The organism is Virgibacillus natechei (genome assembly GCF_026013645.1).
Lineage (GTDB): Bacteria > Bacillota > Bacilli > Bacillales > Amphibacillaceae > Virgibacillus_L > Virgibacillus_L natechei.
In genome coordinates this window covers 3,336,515-3,360,174 of record NZ_CP110224.1, presented here as the reverse complement: position 1 = coordinate 3,360,174, position 23,660 = coordinate 3,336,515, and the positions used below count along the sequence as shown (strand labels likewise).

Annotated in this window: 15 protein-coding genes; 14 read left to right on the top strand and 1 reads right to left on the bottom strand. The window is 40.6% G+C overall.

Annotated elements, in window-relative coordinates; genetic code table 11:
* Positions 1-40: 40 nt before the first annotated feature.
* The 4 genes from OLD84_RS19365 to OLD84_RS16825 all read left to right on the top strand — a co-directional run bounded on the left by OLD84_RS19365 (position 41) and on the right by OLD84_RS16825 (position 8,407).
* Positions 41-3,190: a S8 family serine peptidase gene (locus OLD84_RS19365; protein WP_209464537.1), complete on the top strand. Its 3,150-nt coding sequence runs from the start codon at positions 41-43 to the stop codon at positions 3,188-3,190.
* Between the two features lie 498 nt (positions 3,191-3,688).
* Positions 3,689-4,855: a YeiH family protein gene (locus OLD84_RS16835; RefSeq protein WP_245301690.1), complete on the top strand. Its 1,167-nt coding sequence runs from the start codon at positions 3,689-3,691 to the stop codon at positions 4,853-4,855.
* A 559-nt stretch (positions 4,856-5,414) separates the two neighbouring features.
* Positions 5,415-6,365: a hypothetical protein gene (locus tag OLD84_RS16830; RefSeq protein WP_209464536.1), complete on the top strand. Its 951-nt coding sequence runs from the start codon at positions 5,415-5,417 to the stop codon at positions 6,363-6,365.
* Between the two features lie 404 nt (positions 6,366-6,769).
* Positions 6,770-8,407, top strand: a complete 1,638-nt coding sequence (locus OLD84_RS16825; protein WP_209464535.1) for an aryl-sulfate sulfotransferase — start codon at positions 6,770-6,772, stop codon at positions 8,405-8,407.
* Positions 8,408-8,674: 267 nt separating this feature from the next.
* Here the strand turns inward: OLD84_RS16825 and OLD84_RS16820 are convergent, their stop codons facing one another.
* Positions 8,675-9,988 carry a nucleotide sugar dehydrogenase gene (locus OLD84_RS16820; protein ID WP_209464534.1) on the bottom strand — a complete coding sequence of 438 codons (1,314 nt, stop codon included), beginning with the start codon at positions 9,986-9,988 and terminating at the stop codon, positions 8,675-8,677.
* A gap of 184 nt (positions 9,989-10,172) precedes the next feature.
* On the opposite strand from OLD84_RS16820, the gene galU reads away from it, so the two are divergent.
* The 10 genes from galU (at position 10,173) to OLD84_RS16770 (ending at position 23,647) form a co-directional block, all read left to right on the top strand.
* On the top strand, positions 10,173-11,057 hold the full coding sequence (galU, locus tag OLD84_RS16815) for a UTP--glucose-1-phosphate uridylyltransferase GalU (protein WP_245301689.1): 885 nt from the start codon (positions 10,173-10,175) through the stop codon (positions 11,055-11,057).
* Between the two features lie 12 nt (positions 11,058-11,069).
* Complete coding sequence (locus OLD84_RS16810) at positions 11,070-12,377, top strand: UDP-glucose dehydrogenase family protein (RefSeq protein WP_209464533.1); 1,308 nt, start codon at positions 11,070-11,072, stop codon at positions 12,375-12,377.
* Positions 12,378-12,572: 195 nt separating this feature from the next.
* On the top strand, positions 12,573-13,703 hold the full coding sequence (locus OLD84_RS16805) for a glycosyltransferase (RefSeq protein ID WP_209464532.1): 1,131 nt from the start codon (positions 12,573-12,575) through the stop codon (positions 13,701-13,703).
* Between the two features lie 18 nt (positions 13,704-13,721).
* Complete coding sequence (locus OLD84_RS16800) at positions 13,722-14,870, top strand: glycosyltransferase (protein ID WP_209464531.1); 1,149 nt, start codon at positions 13,722-13,724, stop codon at positions 14,868-14,870.
* A gap of 1 nt (position 14,871) precedes the next feature.
* Positions 14,872-15,648 carry a glycosyltransferase family 2 protein gene (locus OLD84_RS16795; RefSeq protein ID WP_209464530.1) on the top strand — a complete coding sequence of 259 codons (777 nt, stop codon included), beginning with the start codon at positions 14,872-14,874 and terminating at the stop codon, positions 15,646-15,648.
* A gap of 57 nt (positions 15,649-15,705) precedes the next feature.
* Positions 15,706-16,488 carry an ABC transporter permease gene (locus tag OLD84_RS16790; RefSeq protein WP_209464529.1) on the top strand — a complete coding sequence of 261 codons (783 nt, stop codon included), beginning with the start codon at positions 15,706-15,708 and terminating at the stop codon, positions 16,486-16,488.
* Positions 16,460-18,067, top strand: coding sequence for an ABC transporter ATP-binding protein (locus OLD84_RS16785; RefSeq protein ID WP_209464528.1), 1,608 nt, complete (start codon positions 16,460-16,462; stop codon positions 18,065-18,067). Before OLD84_RS16790 ends, OLD84_RS16785 begins: the two co-directional genes overlap by 29 nt.
* Before the next feature lie 28 nt (positions 18,068-18,095).
* The gene (locus OLD84_RS16780; RefSeq protein WP_209464527.1) at positions 18,096-20,066 is read left to right on the top strand and encodes a glycosyltransferase family 2 protein; all 1,971 of its coding nucleotides are present in this window, start codon (positions 18,096-18,098) and stop codon (positions 20,064-20,066) included.
* Positions 20,059-22,197, top strand: a complete 2,139-nt coding sequence (locus tag OLD84_RS16775) for a glycosyltransferase family 2 protein (protein WP_209464526.1) — start codon at positions 20,059-20,061, stop codon at positions 22,195-22,197. The genes OLD84_RS16780 and OLD84_RS16775 overlap by 8 nt, the downstream gene beginning before the upstream one ends.
* Before the next feature lies 1 nt (position 22,198).
* On the top strand, positions 22,199-23,647 hold the full coding sequence (locus OLD84_RS16770; RefSeq protein ID WP_264917237.1) for an ATP-grasp fold amidoligase family protein: 1,449 nt from the start codon (positions 22,199-22,201) through the stop codon (positions 23,645-23,647).
* Positions 23,648-23,660: the final 13 nt, after the last annotated feature.

Sequence of the window (23,660 nt, the reverse complement as noted above, 5' to 3'; positions counted from 1 at the left end):
TCTAGTAAAAATCTAGTAAAAAAATAGGAGGGGGAAAGGTATGTTGAAAAGAACTGCGATTGTACTGGCGACTATTTTGCTAATATTTAGTAATTTTTCTTATGCAAATGCCATGGTGAAGACGGTGCCGGGGCAGGACAGCAAGCCGGAGCTCAGCACCGATGAGCTGAAAGAAACGGAGGACCCGAATGAGGAAGTCCGGGTCGTAGTGGAAATGGAAGAGGAAGCCCCGGTTGAAAAAGCAACCCAACGCGGAATCATGTATAAGCGTATGGACAAGCCAGAAAAAACCGGGCTGGAGCGGGCGGCGATTGCCACGCAAAATGCGGTAAAGGATGAAATGAATGGCAAAGGGATTGCCGCTGAGTATCATGAAGAATTTAGCGCTGTTGTGAATGGCTTCAGTGCCGATGTGAAACAGGAAGATATTGAAAAAATCGAGGAAATTTCTCAAGTTAAAATAGTACATCGAGTCAACAAGTATGAACGGCCAGATGCAGAGCCGGAAATGAAATACAGTAAAGAACTTGTGGAAGCACAAAAAGCGTGGCGTGATTATGGCAACACAGGGGAAGGCATGGTTGTCGGTATCATTGATACAGGCATTGACCCGAGCCACCAGGACATGGTGGTCTCTGACAGCGAATCTGCAGCGTTAACCGAGGAATTTGTGAATGAAACAGTAGAAGAAGAGGGTTTGCCTGGAAAATTTTATACCGAAAAAGTACCATATGGCTACAACTACATGGATGAGAACGATGAAATACGGGAAATCCATTCTGCCGCAAACTATCACGGCATGCATGTTGGTGGAACGGTCGGGGCAAATGGCGATGAAGACAATGGCGGTATTCTGGGAATTGCACCGGAAGCCCAGTTGCTTGCACTGAAAGTCTTCGGAAATGACCCGGAAATGCAGTCAACATATGGCGACATTTACATAAAAGCCATAGATGATTCGATCAAGCTGGGGGCAGATGTGCTGAATATGAGCCTTGGTTCAACAGCAGGTTTTGTTAATCCGGATTCACCAGAGCAGGAAGCAGTCACAAGAGCAGTCGACAATGGCGTGCTTATGTCGATCTCTGCCGGGAATTCCGCGCTGTTCGGGGACGGATTTTTCTACCCTTACGCATCCAATCCGGATTATGGCGTGAGCGGCTCACCAGGTCTATCCTATGATTCACTGCAAGTGGCATCCTATGAAAATGATTTTATGGAAGTTGATGCAGTAGAATATGAGATTGATGGAGATCCTAACGCGGCAGCATTCCTGTCAGCCGGCAATGTCCATCCGGAAGAAGTCGAGCAAAAGGATTTTGAAGTGATCGAAGCGGGTATTGGCGCTCCAGAAGACTATGAAGGCCAGGACGCGGAAGGAAAATATGTACTTGTGCAACGCGGCGAATTGGACTTTATTGAAAAATCTATGAATGCACAAAATGCCGGAGCAGCTGGGGTTATCATTTATAATAATACCGACGGCATTGTCAATATGGCGACAGATCCAAGCATCACCATCCCGCAGCTGTTTATGCTGAAGAATGATGGCGACAGGCTAGCGGAAGCAGTGAAAAATGGACAAGCTGTTACACTGGAATTTGCCGGCAATCAATCAACCATTGATAACCCGGATGCTGGTAAAATGAGTGCCTTCACTTCATGGGGCCTAACACCGAATCTTGATTTTAAACCAGAGATCACCGCACCAGGCGGGCAAATTTTATCTACATTGAATGACGATGAATACGGCCTGATGAGTGGTACTTCCATGGCAGCACCACATGTTTCCGGCGGTGGCGCCTTGGTTCTTGAGCGTGTTGATAGCGAATTTGGCTATGAAAACACCGACCGCGTCAACTTGGCAAAAAACCTAATGCTAAATACATCGAAAAAGGTAGAGTTTGATGGAGAACTTGTCTCCCCTCGCCGTCAGGGCGCTGGACTGATGCAGCTTCATGCCGCATTGTCCACACCAGTTATGGTAACCAATTCGGAATCCGGTGAGGCAAAAGTTGCATTGAAAGAAGTAACGGAAAATCAGGTCAGCTTTGAACTGACAGCAGAAAACTTCTCAGACGAAGCAGTAAGCTATGAAGTCGATACAAATGTGCAGACAGATACACCAGTGGATGCGGGTGTCCTTGTAGTCGCACCAAACGAATTTGGGGCGATGGATCTGGGAGATTTGGCTTCAGTGGATGGAGAGCCTTCCAGCACGATTGAAGTGCCGGCAAATGATTCAGCTACATTCACCGTGAGCCTTGATGTCAGCAGTATGGATGCATCACTAAAAGACATATTTACCAATGGCTACTGGCTGGAAGGGTTTGTTACATTGACGGACCCGACAGACACGAACCCTGAGTTAAACGTGCCTTATGTCGGCTTTAAAGGAGGTTGGGACAGTGCGCCAATCTTTGATACGCCAATGTGGGATCCTACGACCTTCTATGGCTCGACCGGAGTGGGTACCGATCTTGGCGAAGGAAGCTATGGTTTCCTTGGCGCTGACCCAGTAACCGAGGAGATTAATCCAGAAGACATTGCCTTTTCTCCAAATGGAGATGGCGTGCAGGATGATGCGATACTCATTCTCTCTTTCTTGAGAAACGCGAAAGAGGCGACCTTTAACGTGCTCGATGAGGATGAAAACGTCGTGCGGACATTAACCGAGGAAACGTTCCTGCGCAAGAACTATTTTGATGGCGGACTGGCACCTTCATATTCCCTGCTGCCTGATCGCACATGGGATGGCACGATCGATGGGGAAATAGCGCCAGAAGGCCAGTATTATCTGGAAGCCGAGGCTGTGATTGATTTTGCAGATGCCGAAGCCCAGTCCCTGACCCTGCCAGTAATATTGGATACGACCGAGCCGGAAGCAGAAGCTGAATTTAGCCGCAGTGACCGGGAAGTATACATCGAAGTATCGGACAATGAGGGCGGAAGCGGGGTTGCATCCTGGGAAATCTTCCTGAACGGAGAGCCGGCTCTTGATGCACCGATTACTGAAGAAAAAGAATATACACTGACCGATGTGCATCCAAGCACAATGGTAACTGTTAAAGTAGTTGACCATGCCGGTAATGAAATGGAAGGTTATGTAGCCGGACCACCAAGAGGACCAGGTAATAATAATGGCAACGGAAATGGAAACAATGGCAATAATGGGAGAGGAAACAACTAGCTGAAATCAGCCGGTACCTGATAAAAGGTGCTGGCTGATTTTTTTTGGCAGATAAGAAAGTATAAAAACTTTCTTACTGCATAAGTGCAACTAAGGCTATCGCCATAAAGCTTGGCGATAAGCTAAGTTTTCTAAAAAAAAGCTGCGCAGTGATGACAGACACTGTCCTTCTCGAGTTAAACTGACTAAATATACCCATCACCCTGATCGCGGAACAAACAGCTGCGAGCGCGGGATGAGGTGCTCTAGCCGCGGAACAAACTGTTGTGAGCGCTGGACGACACGCATTGAACGCTGGACAAAATACTATTTCGATGATGATTAAATCTACTGCTACGAAGCAAAAAATTAGGGCTATTATAAAGAATACTTATGAAATGTATTAAAATTTCTTATTTCCTGTTTTCTTCGCTATCTATTATTCTTAAATTAGGGATGAAGAGAAACAATGAAACGATTTTTGTATATGTGAAATAATTATGGAAGGGGGTTGATAACTTGGAGAAAGCAAGGGAAAAAAATGAAGTCTCTTTTTTGGTAAGAATACTGCCCGGCGTGCTTCTCTGTTTTGTTGTGATGTTGATTGGAATTTATGGCGCTGAGCTGATTGGAAATTTGATGATTTGGATGGGACTGCTGTCGGAAGGAAGTCAGACACCAGTTTCCGGAATCTTTGTCGCTATTATTATTGGAATTATTATTCGTAATTCAGTCAGTTTGTCGGATGTTTTTACGAAAGGGATTTCTTTTTCCGTAAAATATATGCTGCGGGCTGGGATCATCCTGCTGGGGCTTAGGTTGAGTTTAATGGAAGCATTGAAGCTTGGGGCATTTGGGATTCCTCTTATCGTTGCATGTATTTCGGCGGGACTGTTTCTAACATTGTATTTGACGAATAAAATGAAACAGTCTGCCCGTCTGGGAACGTTAATTGCATGTGGAACTGGCATTTGCGGGGTAACTGCGATTATGGCCACCGCTCCTGTTATCAAAGCAAAGGAAAACGAAATTTCCTATGCCGTTGCTAACATCACGATATTCGGGTTAACGGGAATGATGCTGTATCCTTTTTTGGCCAATTTCTTATTTGCGGATGACCCGATTAAAGCAGGTTTATTCTTAGGAACAGCCATTCATGATACTGCACAGGTAACGGGGGCTGCATTAATCTATGATCAGTTTTTCCAGACGCAGGCGGTAGTTGAGATAGCCACGGTTACAAAATTAACCAGAAATTTATTTATCATCGCTATTATCCCATTCGTGTCCTATTTGTTTTTTAAAAATACAGGAAGGAAGGGTATGGAGAATGCTGATGGGGAGGTTACATTGCCGAAATGGTATAAGTTTATCCCTTTATTTGTTATCGGTTTTTTGCTTCTTTCCGTTGTACGGACCATCGGTGATGCAACGTTGGAAAATGAGAATCTAGCTTTTGGATTGTTCGGGGGAGATACTTGGGAGCGTATCTATTCCAATCTCAGCTCATTTGGAACTACCTACCTCCTTGGCATGGCCATGGCAGGCGTCGGATTGACCACGAACTTTAAGATGTTTAAAGGTATCGGAATCAAACCATTTTATATTGGATTTACAGCGGCAGTAGCAGTAGGTATTGTGAGTGTTGTGCTGATTTCTTTATTTGGTGGGTTTGTAAGAGTTTGATGTTTCCAGGAAATTGGTTACCTGGTAACTGGAAATGAGGAGATCGAGATTAAGAATAGGGAGTAGAGTTGACCGCGGGATGAATCGGTGCGAACGCTGGACGCGATGCTCTGATCGCGGAACAAATGGCTGTGAGCTCTGGACGCCACGCTCAGAACGCCGAATAAAATGCTAAATGTGAAAAAAGGGATCTGCCAACAGGGACAAATCCCTCAAATAAAAAAGGGATCTTAGACTGAGACTAATGGGTTCTGTTATAGGAGAGAAAACATTAAATAAAACAATAATTAGGATTTCAAATCACATAGCATTTCGTAATCCTTTTTTCATTGTTATTTGGAATAATAAACCCAAATCAATCATTGTTGGTTTTTCTAGTAGTATTGGTGTTTTATGCTAAAATATTTATATTAGTATGTGAAGAATTGTTGAAGAAGGGATTTTATAAAACATTGAAAAAAGATGGTAAAATATTTGGTTAGAGAAATTATAGGGGTTGAGGTGATTCAATGGATGGAGAAAGAGTGCCCACTAAGTACAGCAAGAAAGAAGGGATTCCGTGAATAGAATTATTAATAGTTGGAATGAAAATAAAGGAAAAGCTTGGATCATAGTTTTATTCCTTATATTATTTTTTCCAGTTGGTCTTTATTTAATGTGGAGATATTCGGAATGGGGTAAGAAGCCTAAATGGGTTATTACTGCATTTTTTATTTTATTATTAATTATAAACCGTGGTTCTGACGAAGAAACTGAAAAAGATTTGGCATACCAAACAGATGAAGTACGAGCGGAGAATGCAGCTGAGAAAGAGCGGCTTGAGCAGGAGGAAGCAGAGGAACAAGTTGAGGAAGAACAGCTTGAGCAGGAGGAAGCAGAGAAACAAGCAGAGAAAGAGCGGCTTGAGCAGGAGGAAGCAGAGGAACAAGCTGAGGAAGAACAGCGTGAGCAGGAGGAAGCAGAGAAACAAGCAGAGGAAGAGCGGCTTGAGCAGGAGGAAGCGGAGAAACAAGCAGAGGAAGAGCGGCTTGAGCAGGAGGAAGCAGAGAAACAAGCAGAGGAAGAGCGGCTTGAGCAGGAGGAAGCAGAGAAACAAGCTGAAGAAGAACAGGAATTAACTCCGGAGGAAGAAATAGAGAATGCAATCAGAGGAACAAACGCGAAGATTAAAGACATTATTATTACTACAGGCACAGAAACATTTGTATCTGTAACATTCGAAGGAAGAGATAATTTGACTTTAAATTCGGTGAAAAGCGGTATTTATAGAACTATGTCTAATATACTCTTTGAGCTTAAAGAGTTGGATTATAATTTTATTGATATAACATTGATGGCGGAATTACCATTAGTCGATCAATATGGTAATGAAGAATTATCTGTAGTCATAAGGGGTAATTATGATAACAATACTCTAGAGAATATAAACCCGGAAAATAAATACATTGTTGAAGAGAATATACCAAACCTTGCAATTGAATGGTATGAACATCCTACTATGCAAGAATGATTTTAAAAGACAGGCCATTATTAGGTCTCGTTTTCATATAAAAGGAAAAAGATATGATAGATAAATTAAATGGAATACTGCAATGGTTATACATAAGGAAAAAGTGTATTAAGCTAATCTGCTTTAGTTTAATAAGCAATTATTACTTCAAAAGACGCTTAGATTAGATTAAATTCTAAGCGTCTTTGTTGGTTGTGTTAAATTGGTTAACGAATTATACGCTAATTTGTAAGTCATTTCTACTGTTATTAGCATTTTTCTCTCCCAAAACTGAACCCGTTGGTCTAAGACTGCGATCTCCTTTTAATTAGAGCTTAATTTTATTTCTGAAATCGCCGTTTCAGTGGTACTATATAAATGCTATAATACTTTTAAATTCTAGGATATAAAACAATGGAGGGTATATGAAAAAAAGAAGTTTTATTTATCTAGCAGGGTCCGCTGCAATTATTGTATTAGCTTTTGTTGTATATGTAACAATGGATAGCGAAACTACAACAGCTGAATTTAACCCAGAACCAGATCCGAATGCTACACAATTTTCATATAAAGATGAAAGAAGAATGTTTGAACAAACAAAAATGGAAGAGGAGATACTTGCGAATTACAACGAAGGAACTTATTCCTTCGAAGATCCTTTTGTAAAGGTTGATCCTTATGAAGTTGCGCCTCTAACAGCGTTGGTGAAGTTTGAAACAGAGGAATCCATGCAGATAAGCATGACCGTGGAAGGTAAAGACAGCAATGGTGATATGGAAAAAACATTTGAAGAATATCAAACTGCACATGAAATTCCAGTTTTAGGGCTATATGCAGATCATGAGAATACCGTCATCTTGGAAGCGACCAATGAAGGTGGGGAAACAATAACCACAGAAGTCTCTATGCAAACAGAGGGATTTCCGGACGATTTCTTAACGACGGAACTAGTTGAAACCGCCCCAGAAAAAATGGAAGAAGGATTAACATTCATCATTCCAAGTACACGTTATGTTTACGCCGTTGATCATAACGCAGATGTTCGGTGGTATTCATCATTATGGAACTCACACCTTTTTAAACGATTAGACAATGGAAATGTATTATATCTCACCAAAGAAGAAGGCCAGGATCAGTATAACGAAATATTGGAAATGGATATGTTGGGGAAAGTATTTAATTCCTATCTTGTTGACATAGGTGAATATGATGCGACAAATGTCGTGCATCATGATGTGATTGAATTTCCAAACGGTAATTTGCTTGCGACAACACATGATACAGACTCGGATTATGTTGAAGACGAAATGACAGAGATTGACCGCGAAACGGGTGAAACAGTTCGAAACTTTAGTTTTAGGGATATTTTTCCAGCATCATTTTACGAAGAATACGATAGCGTTAATGCTGAAGATGGCGATTGGTTTCATCAAAATACAGTGGCATTTGATGAGTCAGATAACACGTTGCTCATTACAAGTCGGCATCAGGATCTAAACATGAAAATGTCTTACCCTGATGGAGAGATCAAGTGGTTATTAGCGGCACACGAAGAATGGCCTGAGGAATTTGAGCAATATTTGCTGGAACCTGTGAATGATGTAAAATTCCCTGGGGCCCCGCACGCAATAATGCTCATGCCTGATCAGGATGGTAACGATAACACAAATGATTACCTGCTTTTTGATAATAACATGTCTATAATACGGGCTGATGAGGATGTTAGTGGGGACTACAGCCGAGCTATTCAATACCGGATCAATGAGGAAGAAAAAACGGTGGAGGAAGTCTGGTCCTATGGGGAAGAACGTGGGACATCCTTCTACTCTAATATCGTCGGTGATGCAGATTATCTTTATAATACAGGCAACCGTCTCATCACATCCGGACATATCGAGGTTGAAGAGGATGAGGATGCAAGAATAAGTAGAATCGTAGAAGTAACTGGTGAAGACAATGCTGAAGTGGTCTATGAAATAGTCATATCAGGCTTTGAACAAGGGGAAAGCAGGCAAGCCTATCGCGCGGAACGAATGTCTTTGTATCCAGAAGAAGATAGCTAGGGGGGCTGTCGCTTCTTGGTTAACTGATGATCGGGGATGACGCTCAGAACGCTGGATGACCTGTTCTGGCCGCGGGACAAACAACAGCGAACGCTGGACGAAACCTCTGGTCGCGGGACATACAGCTTCGAGCGCTGGACAAAACTCTCCGGCCGCGGAACGACTGCCAGCCCCCGCCGGACGACCGGCTTAGTCCGCTTAACAACCCGCTCTTCCCCCAACAAAAAAAGAGATCTCCGTCTCAGACGAGATCTCTTTTCAAAAAGTCTACAAACTCCAATAATGATAACCTCTCGATTCAGATGTTCTTTTATCAAAAACAGTTTTCACATCAATAAGAACTTTTCGATCATCCTTATACATGCTATCCAGTACATCTAAATCGTACATTTCCTTATATTCATCGTGTGGAACTGCTAACACGACACAGTCCAGTTCATTTAATTCCTCCTGGTCAGCCAGACGAATATTAAATTCATCATAAACTGCGTCCGGATCTGCTAGCGGATCATGTACGACAATTTCAACACCGTATTCTTGCAATTCGTTAATAATATCGATAACCCTCGTATTACGTACATCCCCAACATTTTCCTTGAAAGTCATGCCTAAGACACCAACTCTAGCCCCGTCGATTCCTTGTTTTGCCTTAATCATTTTTTTAATAACATTACTGGCAATATACTTACCCATATCGTCATTAATTTTTCGTCCTGAGAGAATGATTTGGGAGTGATATCCAAGCTGTTCCGCTTTATACGTAAAGTAATATGGATCCACACCAATGCAGTGTCCGCCTACCAGCCCAGGGGTGAATTTCAAGAAGTTCCATTTCGTCCCAGCAGCTTCCAACACAGCGTTGGTACTAATATCCATTTTATTAAATACCATCGAAAGCTCGTTCATAAACGCAATATTAATATCCCGTTGTGAATTCTCGATGACTTTTGCCGCTTCTGCTACTTTGATGGATTCCGCCTTATGGACCCCAACTTCGATAATCGAATCATACACCGCTGCGATTTCTTCAAGCGATTCTTCATCTGATCCGGAAACAATCTTCGTGATACGGGTTAAGGTGTTCACTTTATCACCTGGATTGATTCGTTCTGGGGAATAGCCAACTTTAAAATCCGTTCCAAAAGTCAAGCCGGATTCCTTTTCAAGTATTGGGATACAAATTTCTTCTGTGGTTCCCGGATAAACCGTCGACTCGTATACAACGATAGAGCCCTTGGTTAAATTCCGTCCAACTGTTTCGCTGGCACCAATAACCGGGTTTAAATTTGGTGTTTTATCTGTATTAATAGGTGTCGGAACTGCCACCACATGAAATTTACTCGCTTGTAAGTCATTTTCATCACTTGAAAATTCCATGGTCGTATTGCGTACGGTCTCATCCCCAACTTCATCGGTTATATCGACACCGCTTAAATATTTATCCAATTTATCCCTATTCACGTCATAGCCGACCACTTTATACTTTTTGGCGAATTCAACAGCCAATGGCAGACCAACATATCCTAAACCGATTACAGCTATTTTTTCTTCTTTTGATTGTAATTTTGTAAACAAACTCATGGTATCGATGCCTTCTTCCTTTTATCAAGATATTTAGTCTCATGTACACTAATATCCATTATACAATTTTTACGTGCGTTTTGCACATCAATAAAAATTGGATAGAGATTAGCCGTATGATAAACTTACAAATAGAATCTGAAAAATGTCGAACGTTAAACTAGTAACGAAGGAGATAGCGATTATGAAGGTAAGAAAAGCAATCATTCCAGCTGCTGGATTAGGAACACGTTTTTTGCCTGCTACGAAAGCACAACCAAAGGAAATGCTTCCAATTGTAGATAAACCAACAATTCAATATATTGTCGAAGAAGCGGTTGCTTCTGGAATAGAAGATATAATTATTATTTCTGGACGAGGCAAGCGGGCAATCGAAGACCATTTCGATATATCCTATGAACTGGAAGAAAAACTTGCCCAAAAAGACAAACAGGAAATGCTGGAGATGGTGCAATCCATTTCTAACTTAGCGAACATACATTATATAAGGCAAAAGGAACCGAAAGGCCTTGGACACGCGATTGCATGTGCACATAGTTTTGTCGGAAATGAACCGTTTGCTGTGCTCCTTGGTGACGACATTGTGGAGGCGGACGAGCCATGCCTAAAACAATTAATTGGTGTTTATGATGAACATCAGTCATCTGTAATAGGGGTACATGACGTACCAATGGAAGATGTCTCGAAATACGGTATTATAAAACCACTAACGACGAAAGATTACGGCCCTTCCATTCGAGCAATTGACTCGCTAGTCGAAAAACCTGCAAAGGACAAAGCACCATCAAATTTAGCTATTATGGGAAGGTATGTACTTTCGCCAGCGATTTTTGATATTCTCGAAAATCAGGAACCTGGAAAAGACAATGAAATACAATTAACGGATGCCATTGAGACGTTAAATGAGCAGGAGCAGGTACTGGCATACAATTTCACAGGTGAACGTTATGATATTGGCGGTAAGCTAGGATTTGTCCAGGCCACTATTGATTTTGCGTTAAATCGTGAAGACCTGCATGACGATATCAAAGCCTACATGAAAAAAACGTTAGCAAAATTAGAGAAATAGGAGGCACCCAAGATGGAAATAGCCGTAATTGGAACAGGATATGTAGGGCTGGTGACTGGGGGTTGCCTGTCTGAATTAGGAAATAATGTGACATGTATTGATATCGATGAAGACAAAGTAGCTACATTGAAACAGGGTATCAGCCCCATTTACGAGGATGGTTTAACCGAACTTCTCCAAAAAAATATAGAAAACGGTAATTTGCATTTCACGACCGATTATAAAACCGGACTCTCTGATAAAAGCTTGGTTTATATTGCCGTTGGAACGCCTCAGGGAGAAGATGGATCTGCTGATTTAACCTATATTAACACCGCTTGTGAATCAATTGCCAGGGACCTTGCCAATGATGTTGTTATCGTTACAAAAAGCACCGTACCAGTTGGCACAAATGAATATATAAAAGATAAAATTGAAACGAATTTGGAAAAAAATATTACCGTAAAAATCGCCTCAAACCCAGAATTTTTACGTCAGGGTTCAGCAGTACACGATACATTTAACGCGGATCGAATCGTTATAGGTTCAGATGATGAAGAAGCATTACAGACACTGGAAAAAGCAAACGCGGATTTTAATCTCCCTATTGTAAAAACAGATCTAAGAAGTGCAGAAATGATTAAATATGCTTCAAATGCATTTCTCGCAACGAAGATCAGTTTTATTAACGAAATGGCAAACTTATCAGAAAAGATCGGAGCCAATATCGATCATGTTGCCAAAGGCATGGGAATGGATGCACGAATCGGCAATGCCTTCTTGAATGCAGGCATCGGATATGGCGGCTCCTGTTTCCCGAAAGATACAAGAGCCATCATCTCTATAGGTAAAGATGCAGCGTACGATATGCCAATACTGGAAAATGTCGTGGAATCCAATGACCGACAAAGAGGAATCTTAGTTGATAAAATCCTGGAACGCTATGAAACGATAAAAGGGAAAAAAGTTGCAGTATTAGGATTGGCTTTCAAACCAAACACCGATGACATGCGCGAAGCCCCATCTATCCTAGTCACAGAAAAGCTTCTGGTTGAAGGCGCCATTGTAAATGCCTATGACCCTGTCGCATCAGACAATGCGAAAAAGATTTTACCCGAGCAAATCAACTACACATCCAGTATAGAGGAAGCAGTTGAAGATGCAGATATCACTATTATTCTCACGGAATGGAAGGAAATTAAAGCATTTCCATTAGAGCATTATAAAAAACACATGACAAATGCCGTGATTTTTGACGGCAGGAACTGTTTTGAATTAGAAGGCGCGGCGGGAAGCGGTGTGGAGTATCATTCGATTGGACGGCCGACGGTTAATGGATAGTATAGAAGGGATTTGGCTTTGGTGCTGAATCCCTTTTTTGGATTGGTGGCGTAGCTGTTCGTTCCGCGCGCCACACCCAGACCTCCACCCCACCTCCTACTTTTGTAACCATTTCGACAATTTATTTATTCATTGTGCTATGGTATAATGCCCCTTAGTATTGATCGCTAATAGCGTAAGGGAAGGCTGCATACGATGGAAAAGAAAAAAGTGCTATTTTTTATATATCAAATGGGTGCTGGCGGTGCAGCAAGGACCCTGCTTAATATTATTAATAATTTAGACCGAACAAAATTTACACCAATTTTGGTGACATTAAATTATAATGGCTCGTATGAAGAGTATATAAAATCAGATGTGACGTTTATTAAATTGGATACAAAACGCCTGAGATCAGCAATTTTTCCCTTAGCGAAGGTGATAAGAGAAGAAAAAGCAGCGATCGTATTTAGCACGATTCCAAATTATAATACGATTGCTATCTTGGCAAATTTATTTTCTTTTACTGGTGCAAAAAACATCGTTCGGGAGGCGGCTTATTTAGGTGGAAGCCCTTCAGAAAATATGAAATTGCTTGCCTATGGAATGCTGTATAAACTATCCAGCAAAGTTATTGCCTTATCAGAGGGCGTAAAAGAAAATATCATTAAACGCTATAAAATTAAACCAAAAAAAATCAAAGTCATCTATAATCCAGTTGATTTAGACAGTATCAAAAAGAATATAGAACACGAGGAAGTAGCGAATGAACATCAAGCTATTTTCAAAGAAGAAGATGCGAAAATTATAATCACAGCTGGAAGGCTCGTAAAAGACAAAGATCATGAAACATTAATCCGTGCATTTGCAAAAGTAAACGAGCGAATCACTGCTAAATTAGTAATCCTTGGCGAGGGTGAACTGGAAGAAGACTTAAAAAGGACAGCGTATAATCAAAACGTTCTGGACAAGGTTCATTTCATCGGCTTTCAGCAAAATCCTTATATTTATTTTAAGCAGGCAGATGTGTTTGTATTATCATCGAAGCGTGAAGGGTTCGGTCATGTATTAGCCGAAGCTTTAGCCACAGGGGTTCCTGTCGTTTCCACGAATTGCAAACCAGGGGCGCAGGAAGTGTTAAATTACGGAGAATTTGGCCGGATGTGTGAGGTTGGAAACGCAGAAGAAATGGCTGCGAAAATAAATGAAATTCTTAACTTAAATGAAGAACAAACAGCCCAGATCATTGATAAAGGTTTGGGTCGTGCAAACGAATTTAATGCGAAAAAGATCGTTAAACAGTACGAGGAAGCCTTTAATCAAACGATTGATCAAATAGAAAAATGAAGCAGGAGATGATGGAGTATGACTGCTCCTAAACGAGTGGTACATCTGACAACCGTACATCACCCGTATGACCCACGGATTTATCATAAAGAATGCCTGTCCCTATACAATGCGGGCCTTGACGTAACGCTGATCGCACAAGTTGACACGGAAACTGCACAAGATAAACCAATAAAACATATACCTGTCAAAACATATACAAGTAGATTTAAACGCATGATTTTCGGGACGATTGAGGCATATAAAAAGGCGAAGACCCTAGATGCTGATGTCTATCATTTTCATGATCCGGAGTTACTGCCGGCCGCATGGTTGTTAAAAAGGAAAAACAATGTCGTTATTTATGATATCCATGAAGATTATGTTACAAGCATTATGCAAAAAGAATATATGTCTACCCCCGTTAAAAAAGTAATAGCATCAACGTACAAGTATATGGAGAAGTTTTTTTCCAGGGAAATGGAACTTTGCCTAGCAGAAAAGTATTATAAAGATATCTATCCAAGGGGAAAATGTATATTAAACTACCCGACGATTAATGAAAATTTTATAAATCACAATCGTAATGACGCGCCATTAGAAGATAAATTGTTGTATACTGGTAACGTATCCCACGTTAGGGGTGCGCTTATTCATGCGAAAATTCCGCTTATTGACGAATCGGTTTCCGTCCATTTTGTCGGAAAATGTCCAAGTGACTTAGCAGATGAAATGTATGCAGTTGCCGGGAATAAAAAGGACAATCTGGAGATAGAAGGAATCGACCGTTTTATTGAAAAAGAAGACATGGAAGCAAGATATCTCAGCCGTAATTGGCTGGCCGGGATAGCTCTATTCCCACCAACGGAGCATTACATGAAAAAGGAACTGACGAAGTTTTTTGAGTATATGAATGCAGGACTTCCTATTATATGTTCTAATTTTCCTGTATGGAAAGAATTTGTGGAAACATATGAATGTGGGATCGCTGTTGATCCGTATGACGAATCCGAAATTAAACAAGCTATTGAATACTTGAGAAATAACCAAGACGTGGCAAAGCGTATGGGCGAAAATGGAAGGAAAGCTGTTATGAAATACTTGAATTGGCATACAGAAGAAAACAAGCTGATTACATGGTATGATCAATTGACAAATCAAAGCATGCAAAAGGATCGGGCTGAGTAAATTGGAAAATAAACAAAACCCTTTAATTTCAATCATCACCCCTGCTTATAACGCAGAGAAATTCATAAGCCAAACGATTGAATCTGCTCTGAGGCAAACCTATTCCAATTGGGAGATGATCCTCGTTGATGATCGTTCCATGGATAGAACAGTGGAATATATTAAAGGCTATCAAGAACAAGACGATAGAATAAAATTGATAAAGCTTGAAGAAAACAGCGGATCAGCTATTGCGCGTAATACAGCAATGGAGGCAGCGAAGGGACGCTATTTCGCTTTTTTGGACAGTGACGATCTGTGGACGGCGGATAAATTGGAGAAACAGCTGCGATTTATGCAGGAAAAAGACATTGCCTTTTCATTTACGAAATATGTCATCGTCCAGGAAGACGGCACGGAAACGAAGGCCGTCACCGATACACCACAATATGTCGATTATGATGACCTAATGAAGTATTGTATTATTGGCTGTTTGACAGTAATGTTGGATACAGATAAAATCGGCAAGGTGGAAATGGTCAATATCCGAACAAGACAGGATTATGTACTCTGGCTGACCCTTACAAAGAGAGGGTTTCTAGCTTACGGGTTACCAGAAGTACTGGCAAAATACAGATTGGTTGAGAACTCCATTTCCAGTAATAAACTCAAAGCAGCAAGACAAAATTGGAACGTATACCGACATATAGAAAAACAAAGTTTATGGAAAAGTATTTGGTACTTTTCCAACTACGCATTTAAATCAGTTAAAAATATAATCATTCGAAAAATAAAGTAATAAATTAAAATCTACTAGTAGCGTCATAGTTAGAAACAGGCGGTGTCATTTGTATCTATGAAAACTTATTTGCAGGAAATGCTAAAACGAAAAGACTTATTATATTTTCTCGTGAAATCCGGATTAAAAGCGGAACATAGAAACAGCTACTTGGGCTATTTTTGGTGGTTGCTGGATCCGCTGTTGAATGTGCTTGTATACTACTTTTTAGTTGTTGTTATATTAGGTAGAGGCGATGATGTGGAGAATTATCCGTTATTCCTTGTTATTGGGCTAGTCGCATGGCGCATGATTAGTTCGACAGTCGGCTCATCTTCCAAATCGATTTTACGATATAGTTCGATTATTAATCAGGTGTACATGCCTAAAGCGCTGTTTCCGCTCTCTTTCACGATTTCACAGATGTTTAACTTTGCATTCGGTTTAATCGTGGTTGCCATATTTTTAGCAATATATGGGGTCATGCCGGACTGGAACATCATTTATCTACCGCTGATCATACTCGTTCAATTAGTATTCTTATTAGCAGTGGGGCTGTTTTTAGGCTATATTACGGTGTTTATTCGAGATATTGACAACGTACTTACCTACGTAACACGGATATTTTTCTATGCATCACCGATTATTTGGGCAGGTGGACGCTTGCCTCCAGAATATGGCTGGGTCGTGGATATTAATCCGATCGCCATTATCGTAACTGCTTATAGAGATGTGCTTATGAACCAAAACAGTCCGGATTTTATAGGGCTATTTACTATTTTAATTATTTCTGTAATCGCTGGAATTTTAATACTACGTCACTATAGTAAAAATGAACACAAGATCATCAAAGCATTATAAACCATCAACTATAAAAAAGAGGGTTTTTAACGTGTCGAATCAAGAAGAACAAACAAAGAGCAAGTCCACCAATACCGATGTGATCAAAGCGAAAAACATAGGGGTGTCCTTCGGGGCCAAAAAAGATGACTATAAATCACTTGTTTTCGATTTGTTTAAGAAAAAAGGCAAGAAAGATAAGGATGAAACGATATGGCCGCTGAAGGATATTAACTTTATAGGGCATCAGGGTGAAATTCTCGGGATTATCGGTTCGAATGGTGCCGGAAAGACAACTCTTAGTAAAATCATTGCAGGCATCCTTCGTGAAGATCAAGGGGAAATGAAGGTAGACGGCAATGTAACTGCATTATTTTCCTTAGGTATGGGCTTTAATAAGGAATTAACCGGACGCGATAACGTCTACTTAAATGGAATGATGCTGGGTATTGATAAGGAATTGATCAACCGTTATATTGATAAAATCCACGAATTCTCCGATCTTGGCGAATTTATTGACCAGCCGATGAAGTATTATTCCAGTGGGATGAAAGCAAGACTAGGTTTTAGTGTTGCTGCCCATTTGCAACCGGAAATATTGATTCTGGATGAAGCATTAAATACGGGTGATGCGAAGTTCAGTAAAAAAGCATCCGAAAAAATGAAGGAACTCGTAAAGCAAGCGAAAATGGTTATTATCGTAACCCACAGTCTACGCTACGCTGAGCGGAATTGTGACAGATTAATTTGGCTGGACAGAGGCGTTGTCCGAGAAGTTGGTGATCCAAAAGAGATCATTGAGAATTATAAAGCAACGGTTCCTCCACTACCCCCAAGAAAACAGCGTAATCTGCAATTGGAGAAAACAGAGACAGTCCAAACGGGTAACACGGTCGTTAAAGCAGAAAATGTCGGTATTTCCTATAAATTGAATACCGGCACGTTCTGGGCGCTGAAAGATGTCAACTTTGACGTAAAAGAAGGCGAAGTTGTAGGAATCATTGGCCACAACGGTGCAGGCAAAAGTACATTATGTAAGGTGTTAACAAGAATCCTTGCACCTGACGAGGGACAAATCGAAATTAATGGAGAAACTTCTGCTCTGCTTGGTTATGGGACCGGATTTAATGCGCAGTTGACTGGACATGACAATATTTATTTAAATGCACTGCTCTTAGGAATTCCCAAAAAGAGGATCGCAAAAAACTATGATGAAATCGTGGAATTCTCCGGCTTAGAAAAATCAATTGATAAACCGGTGAAAGACTATTCCAGTGGTATGAAGTCAAGACTTGGTTTCAGTATTGCTGCCATTTTAAAACCGGATATATTTATCATTGATGAAGCACTATCCACCGGGGATATGGCTTTTAGGCAAAAGGCGAGTGAACGAATCCAGGATATGATGGAGCGTGCCAAAGCTGTTATCATCGTCACACATAGTATGAGCTTTGTTGAGCAGATATGTACGCGTGCCATCTGGATGGAACAAGGACAAGTTCGCTTTGATGGAAGTGCCGAGGAAGCTGTAGATAAATACAGAGAGTCACAGGGTGTCAAGAAAAAAGGAAAAGTTAAAAAGAAAGTAAAAGACAGTTAACGGCAGATTTTACGTAGGTGGTGAGGTATTGTTTCGTCTAATAAAGAAGATGATTACCGGCTCAATGGATTGGTTTTTATATACTTTTCTGTCTGAAAAACAGAAAGCATTCCTTTCCAATTTGTTTACAGACAAACAGAAGGAAAAATTAAAGCAAATCACGAAAAATGGCAAAAAACAAGCCCAAAGGCAAAAGCTGAAACGGATAAAACACCACCTCTATAATCTTGGATTTACTGAAAGAGGACTCACGGAGTTGGAGACGGTCTATTCCGCAAGTCGAGATTCTTATATGAAGCGACTTGCTGCATGGGAACTCACATTATGGCATGCTAATAAATATACCAAGGACGGGGCACGTCAAGCGCTTGAATATATTGATCCTTCAATCGACGGAGAAAAAGACCAGAACCAGTTAAGAAAAGCAGCAATTTTAAAAGCAGAATGCCACGAAATGCTACATGAAATCGAAGAAGGAAAACGTATTATCACAAAATCTCTGGAAAATCAAAAGCATCCCGACTTGTATATGGCAGCAGCAAACTTGGAAGAAAGCATAGATGAACGTGTAGAATGGATCAACCAAGCATTAAACGTCTATAACATTCAACCTATTCTATTTTCAACAAACAATGAAACGGTAACCTATGACGATTTAAAAACAGAGCCGATAGATAAGAAAATAGAAGAAGGACCAAAAGTATCTGTGATATTACCAGCTTTTAATGCAGAATCAGGAGTCCGTATTGCCATTGAATCCATTCTGAACCAAACGTGGCAGAATATCGAACTGCTGGCGGTAGATGACTGTAGCCCGGATAACACTGCAGAAGTGATTAAAGAATACAGTCAAAAGGATTCCAGGGTCATATTTCTTTCAACCCCAACAAACAGCGGGCCTTATGTAGCCAGAAATATCGCATTAAAAGAGGCAACTGGAGAATATGTAACGGTCAATGATGCAGATGATTGGTCCCATGCAGAAAAAATTGAAAAACAGGTCACCCATTTAATAGAGAACAAGGAGACAATAGCAAACACCTCCGAACACGCGAGGTTAACCGAAGACCTGAAATTATACCGCAGAGGAACGCCAGGAATCTATATATTCCCTAATATGTCCTCCTTAATGTTCCGGCGTGAACCAGTCGTCCAAGAGCTTGGATCCTGGGACAGTGTTCGTTTTGCTGCAGATGGTGAATTTAAGCGCCGCCTGATCAAGGCTTTCGGAAAAAATAGCTACGTTGATTTGAACACTGGACCATTATCATTGCCAAGGCAGTCGGTAGCCTCCTTAACTGGCAGTTCAGCATTTGGCTATAATGGATTTTTCATGGGAGTACGCAAGGAATATGTAGAAAGTCTTGAATTTCATCATGCTCGTACTGACACGTTTTACTACCCGTATCCTCAAGATGAACGGCCATTCCCAGTACCTGAACCAATGTGGCCAAATAGGGAGAACAAGCCTTCAGGCAGACGGTCTTTTGACGCAATTATTGCTTCTGATTTTCGAATCTTAGAAGAAAATTCTACGGTGATCGAAGAAATACAAAGGCAGAAAGCAGCGGGCATTCGTCTCGGATTAATTCAAATGTACCAGTATGATTTAGACATAGAAAATACTATCGATAAAGATGTGCGAAATTTACTTGATGGTGATCAAATCCAAATGGTTGTCTATGGGGAGAAAATCACCACGAAGGACCTGCATATTATAAACCCGGTTGTTCTGGAGGATTGGCAACAATATATCCCTCAGGTAGATGCAGGCAATATCCATGTGATCGTAAATCAATTGCCAACACAAGGAGAAAAGAGATTTTACAACGTGGAACACTGTCTTAGCCAGTTGGAGGCATATTTTGACAACCCCGGAATCTGGTATCCATTACATTCAAGCATCCGAGAATCGTTAATTACAAATCATCAAGATGAACTCAAGGCTATCAATTTGGCTGATGAGAACTGGCAGAATAGAGCTGGTAATTATGAATAGGACTGCCGACTTGAAGGATCGACTAACTAAATTAGACAACGAACTTAAAGAAAAAGAAGCACAAAATGAAACGTCGAGAAAAAAATTAAACGAAATGCAGGGATCCTTTAATGCTGTTAAACAAAGCAAAATTTGGCGTCTTATGGGATTGCCAAAAAAATTTAAAAGTTCCATAAGAGCAACTGTCGCTTATATGCTCGGAAGAAGAAATATAAAACAAGTCTATAGTAAATCATACAAACGAAAAAAAGCAGCAAATCAATTAAAAAAATATAAATACCAACTATATGATTTAGGATTTACGGAGAAAGTTTTAACTGATCTGGAAAGTTTATATAAAGAAACAGAAAGTCGATATGTCAAACAAGCAATCGCCTGGGAACTCACCTTATGGCATGCCAATAAATACACCAAGGATGGTGCGCGTCAAGCTCTGGAATATATTCCTGCCGCAATTAGTGGGGGAAAAGATCAGGATTATCTAAGAAAAGCAGCCATCATAAAAGCGGAATGCCTTGATAGGTTGCATGAAATAGAGGCGGGAAAACGCGTTATAAAAGCAGCATTAGCACTGCAAAAGCATCCGGATTTATATTTGGCAGCAGCTAACCTAGAGGAAACACTGAAAGAACGCGTGAAATGGATGAATAAATCCTTGGACGTATATGGCATTCAACCAGTTTTTTTTGCTTCAAGCGAAGAAGAAACGGCAACTTATGAAGATCTCACAACAAAGTCTATAGGCAAAACTCTAGAAGAAGGACCGAAAGTATCTGTTATTATCCCTGCATACAATGCCGAAAAGGGGATAGGAACAGCGATTGAGTCTATGCTGTCACAAACCTGGCAAAATCTTGAGCTACTTGTCGTCGATGATTGCAGCCTTGATAATACAGTGGATGTAATAAAGGCATACATGAAAAAAGACTCCAGAGTAAAACTATTGACAACACCAGTTAATAGTGGTCCATATGTTGCTCGTAATATTGCGCTGAAAGCAGCAACTGGTGAGTTTGTAACGATCAATGATGCAGATGATTGGTCCCATGCAGAAAAAATTGAAACACAAGTCAAGCATTTAATAAAAAACAAACAAATCATCGCAAACACTTCAGAACAAACACGATTAACGGAAGAACTTAAAGTCTATCGCAGGGGGACACCGGGAAATTATATTTTTTCCAATATGTCTTCCCTCATGTTCAGGCGTGTTCCTGTAACAGAAGAAATTGGATACTGGGACAGTGTCCGATTTGCTGCAGATAGTGAATTCAAACGCCGTATAATAGCTGTTTTCGGTGAAAAAAGTATGATCGATCTTAAAACCGGCCCATTATCATTCCCGAGACAGTCGATGGGTTCCCTTACAGGAAGCTCAGCGTTTGGCTATAATGGATTTTTAAAGGGCGTACGCAAAGAATATGCGGAAGTGCACAGGCAATATCATCAAAAGGCGGATACATTACATTATTCTTATCCTCAAGGGAGAAGACCTTTTCCGGTACCTGAACCGATGTGGACGAACCGGGAAATCAAGCCATCCGGAAGTCGCCACTTTGATGTCGTGATTGTCTCTGATTTTAGATTGGCAGACGAAACTCATTTATCTACCATTGAAGAAATGAAAACACAAACCAAAATGGGACTCCGTACAGGCCTCATCCAAATGGCAAGGTATGATTTTTCGATGCAAGAAGAGCTAAATCCGCAACTACGGGAAGCGATGGATGCAAACAACGTTCCATTGCTCGTTTATGGCGAGCATATTACTTGCGATATTCTCATTGTTAAACATCCGCAAATCTTGCAGGAACAGCAAACGTACATTCCGAATGTGGCTCCAAGGATGGTTCGAGTAGTCGTGGATCAACCACCAAACGGGTACAACCTGAGACGGTGCGCACGTCATCTCGTGGCTTATTTTGGCAAAAGAGGGAAATGGTATCCATTAAACCTACAGATACGAGAAACACTGAAGAAATACCATACAAGGGAGTTAAAATCGATTAAACTAGCCAGTGACAATTGGGCAGATGCAGTTACAGATAGGGAAGCATACGCCTCACAGCTAGAAAATTGGTTCGTGGACGATAACCCATACGTACAAAGTGATGCAAAAGGGGGTGGTTGACGTGACGACAAATAACGAAGTGAATAATGAGCAGGAAAAGCAAGATGAAGATCATTCATCACAGCCTCCACACCAGTCAGAACATGAAAAAGAGCAGGAATTAGTAAAATTACTAATCAATAAAGAAGCTGCGATAACAAAGGCAGAAAAAGAAAGAAAAACCCATGAAAAGAAAACCAAACAAATAGATAACAGCAGTACATGGAGATATTCAAAGCCATTACGAAAATGGAATAAACTTTTTTCAAAAACAGCAGAAAGCAAACAATATATTAAAGAACTGGAAGCAAATCTTCAGGAAACACAAAAAGAACTGTACGCAACAAGAGAACAATTAAATGAGGCCATGTTCGATGACCGCAAACTGGATAGCAATCAAGTACACGAGGTCATGAAAGATACAAAAGATGAAGGAAAACTAATGGGCTTTATAGATGAAGCGGTTCAAAAGAAGAAACAACAAGAGACCAATTATACCCATGCATTACATTACGCAGCCAGACTGTTTATGAATGAAAAAACGGAATACCGAAACTTGATCTACTCGAACATACTTTCAGGATTAAAAATAGAAGAAATCCCTGAATTTATGATGCGAGCAGGGTTAGATGATGAAAGTATCCCATTAAAACAAGCCGCTTCTTTCCGAGCAAGCCTAAATATGCGGATCAGACAAAAACAATTGACAGAATCCTTGCCGGAATGGGTATTGGATGAAAAGCAAGACGCCTATACATTCATGGACAGGCTTGGTGTAAGAAAACCATGGACTTCAGATAAAAAATATAAGCACACGGAAATTCCTAAAGAAGAAGGTATTGTCATAAAACCAGCGGATGGCGCTGGTTCTCGTGGTGTATATCTTGTCTATTCATTAAATGATATAATAGATATAAAGCGATCGAAAACGATTGACAGCTGGGATTCCCTTATTGAAACGATGAAGACAGACCTCACGTCAGACTGGGTAATGAATGATGAATGGTTTATCGAAGAGCTTATTTTTGAAAATAAACAGGAGAAACGTCCTGCAAGTGATATAAAATTCTACTGTTTCTATGGAAAAGTTGGAATCATATTGGAAATCACTCGTGTTCCGGAAATGAAATACTGTTGGTGGACCACTACGGGTGAGCATATTCGAACAGGCAAGTATGATGAAGATCTATTTAAAGGTAAAGGCATTTCAGCAGACGAGATCGAGCTCGCTTCATCCATCAGTGCTAAAATACCAGCCCCATTTATACGAATAGATTTCCTGAGGTCAGCTGATGGTTTGGTATTCGGAGAATTCACACCAAAGCCGGGAAACTACGATGACTTTGATCAACTCACCGATCAGTGGTTGGGGGACTATTTCATAGAAGCACAGGGACGCCTAACGAATGATTTATTGAATGGGAAACAGTTTGAAGAATACAAAACGTTTATTGAAAGTCTTACTAAATAAATTATAAAGAATG

Excerpts from the sequence above, each read along its gene's own strand:
- OLD84_RS19365 (WP_209464537.1), top strand. The coding sequence starts at position 41 with ATGTTGAAAAGAACTGCGATTGTACTGGCGACTATTTTGCTAATATTT.
- OLD84_RS16825 (WP_209464535.1), top strand. The coding sequence starts at position 6,770 with ATGAAAAAAAGAAGTTTTATTTATCTAGCAGGGTCCGCTGCAATTATT.
- OLD84_RS16820 (WP_209464534.1), bottom strand. The coding sequence starts at position 9,988 with ATGAGTTTGTTTACAAAATTACAATCAAAAGAAGAAAAAATAGCTGTA.
- galU (WP_245301689.1), top strand. The coding sequence starts at position 10,173 with ATGAAGGTAAGAAAAGCAATCATTCCAGCTGCTGGATTAGGAACACGT.
- OLD84_RS16810 (WP_209464533.1), top strand. The coding sequence starts at position 11,070 with ATGGAAATAGCCGTAATTGGAACAGGATATGTAGGGCTGGTGACTGGG.
- OLD84_RS16805 (WP_209464532.1), top strand. The coding sequence starts at position 12,573 with ATGGAAAAGAAAAAAGTGCTATTTTTTATATATCAAATGGGTGCTGGC.
- OLD84_RS16800 (WP_209464531.1), top strand. The coding sequence starts at position 13,722 with ATGACTGCTCCTAAACGAGTGGTACATCTGACAACCGTACATCACCCG.
- OLD84_RS16790 (WP_209464529.1), top strand. The coding sequence starts at position 15,706 with ATGAAAACTTATTTGCAGGAAATGCTAAAACGAAAAGACTTATTATAT.
- OLD84_RS16785 (WP_209464528.1), top strand. The coding sequence starts at position 16,460 with ATGAACACAAGATCATCAAAGCATTATAAACCATCAACTATAAAAAAG.
- OLD84_RS16775 (WP_209464526.1), top strand. The coding sequence starts at position 20,059 with ATGAATAGGACTGCCGACTTGAAGGATCGACTAACTAAATTAGACAAC.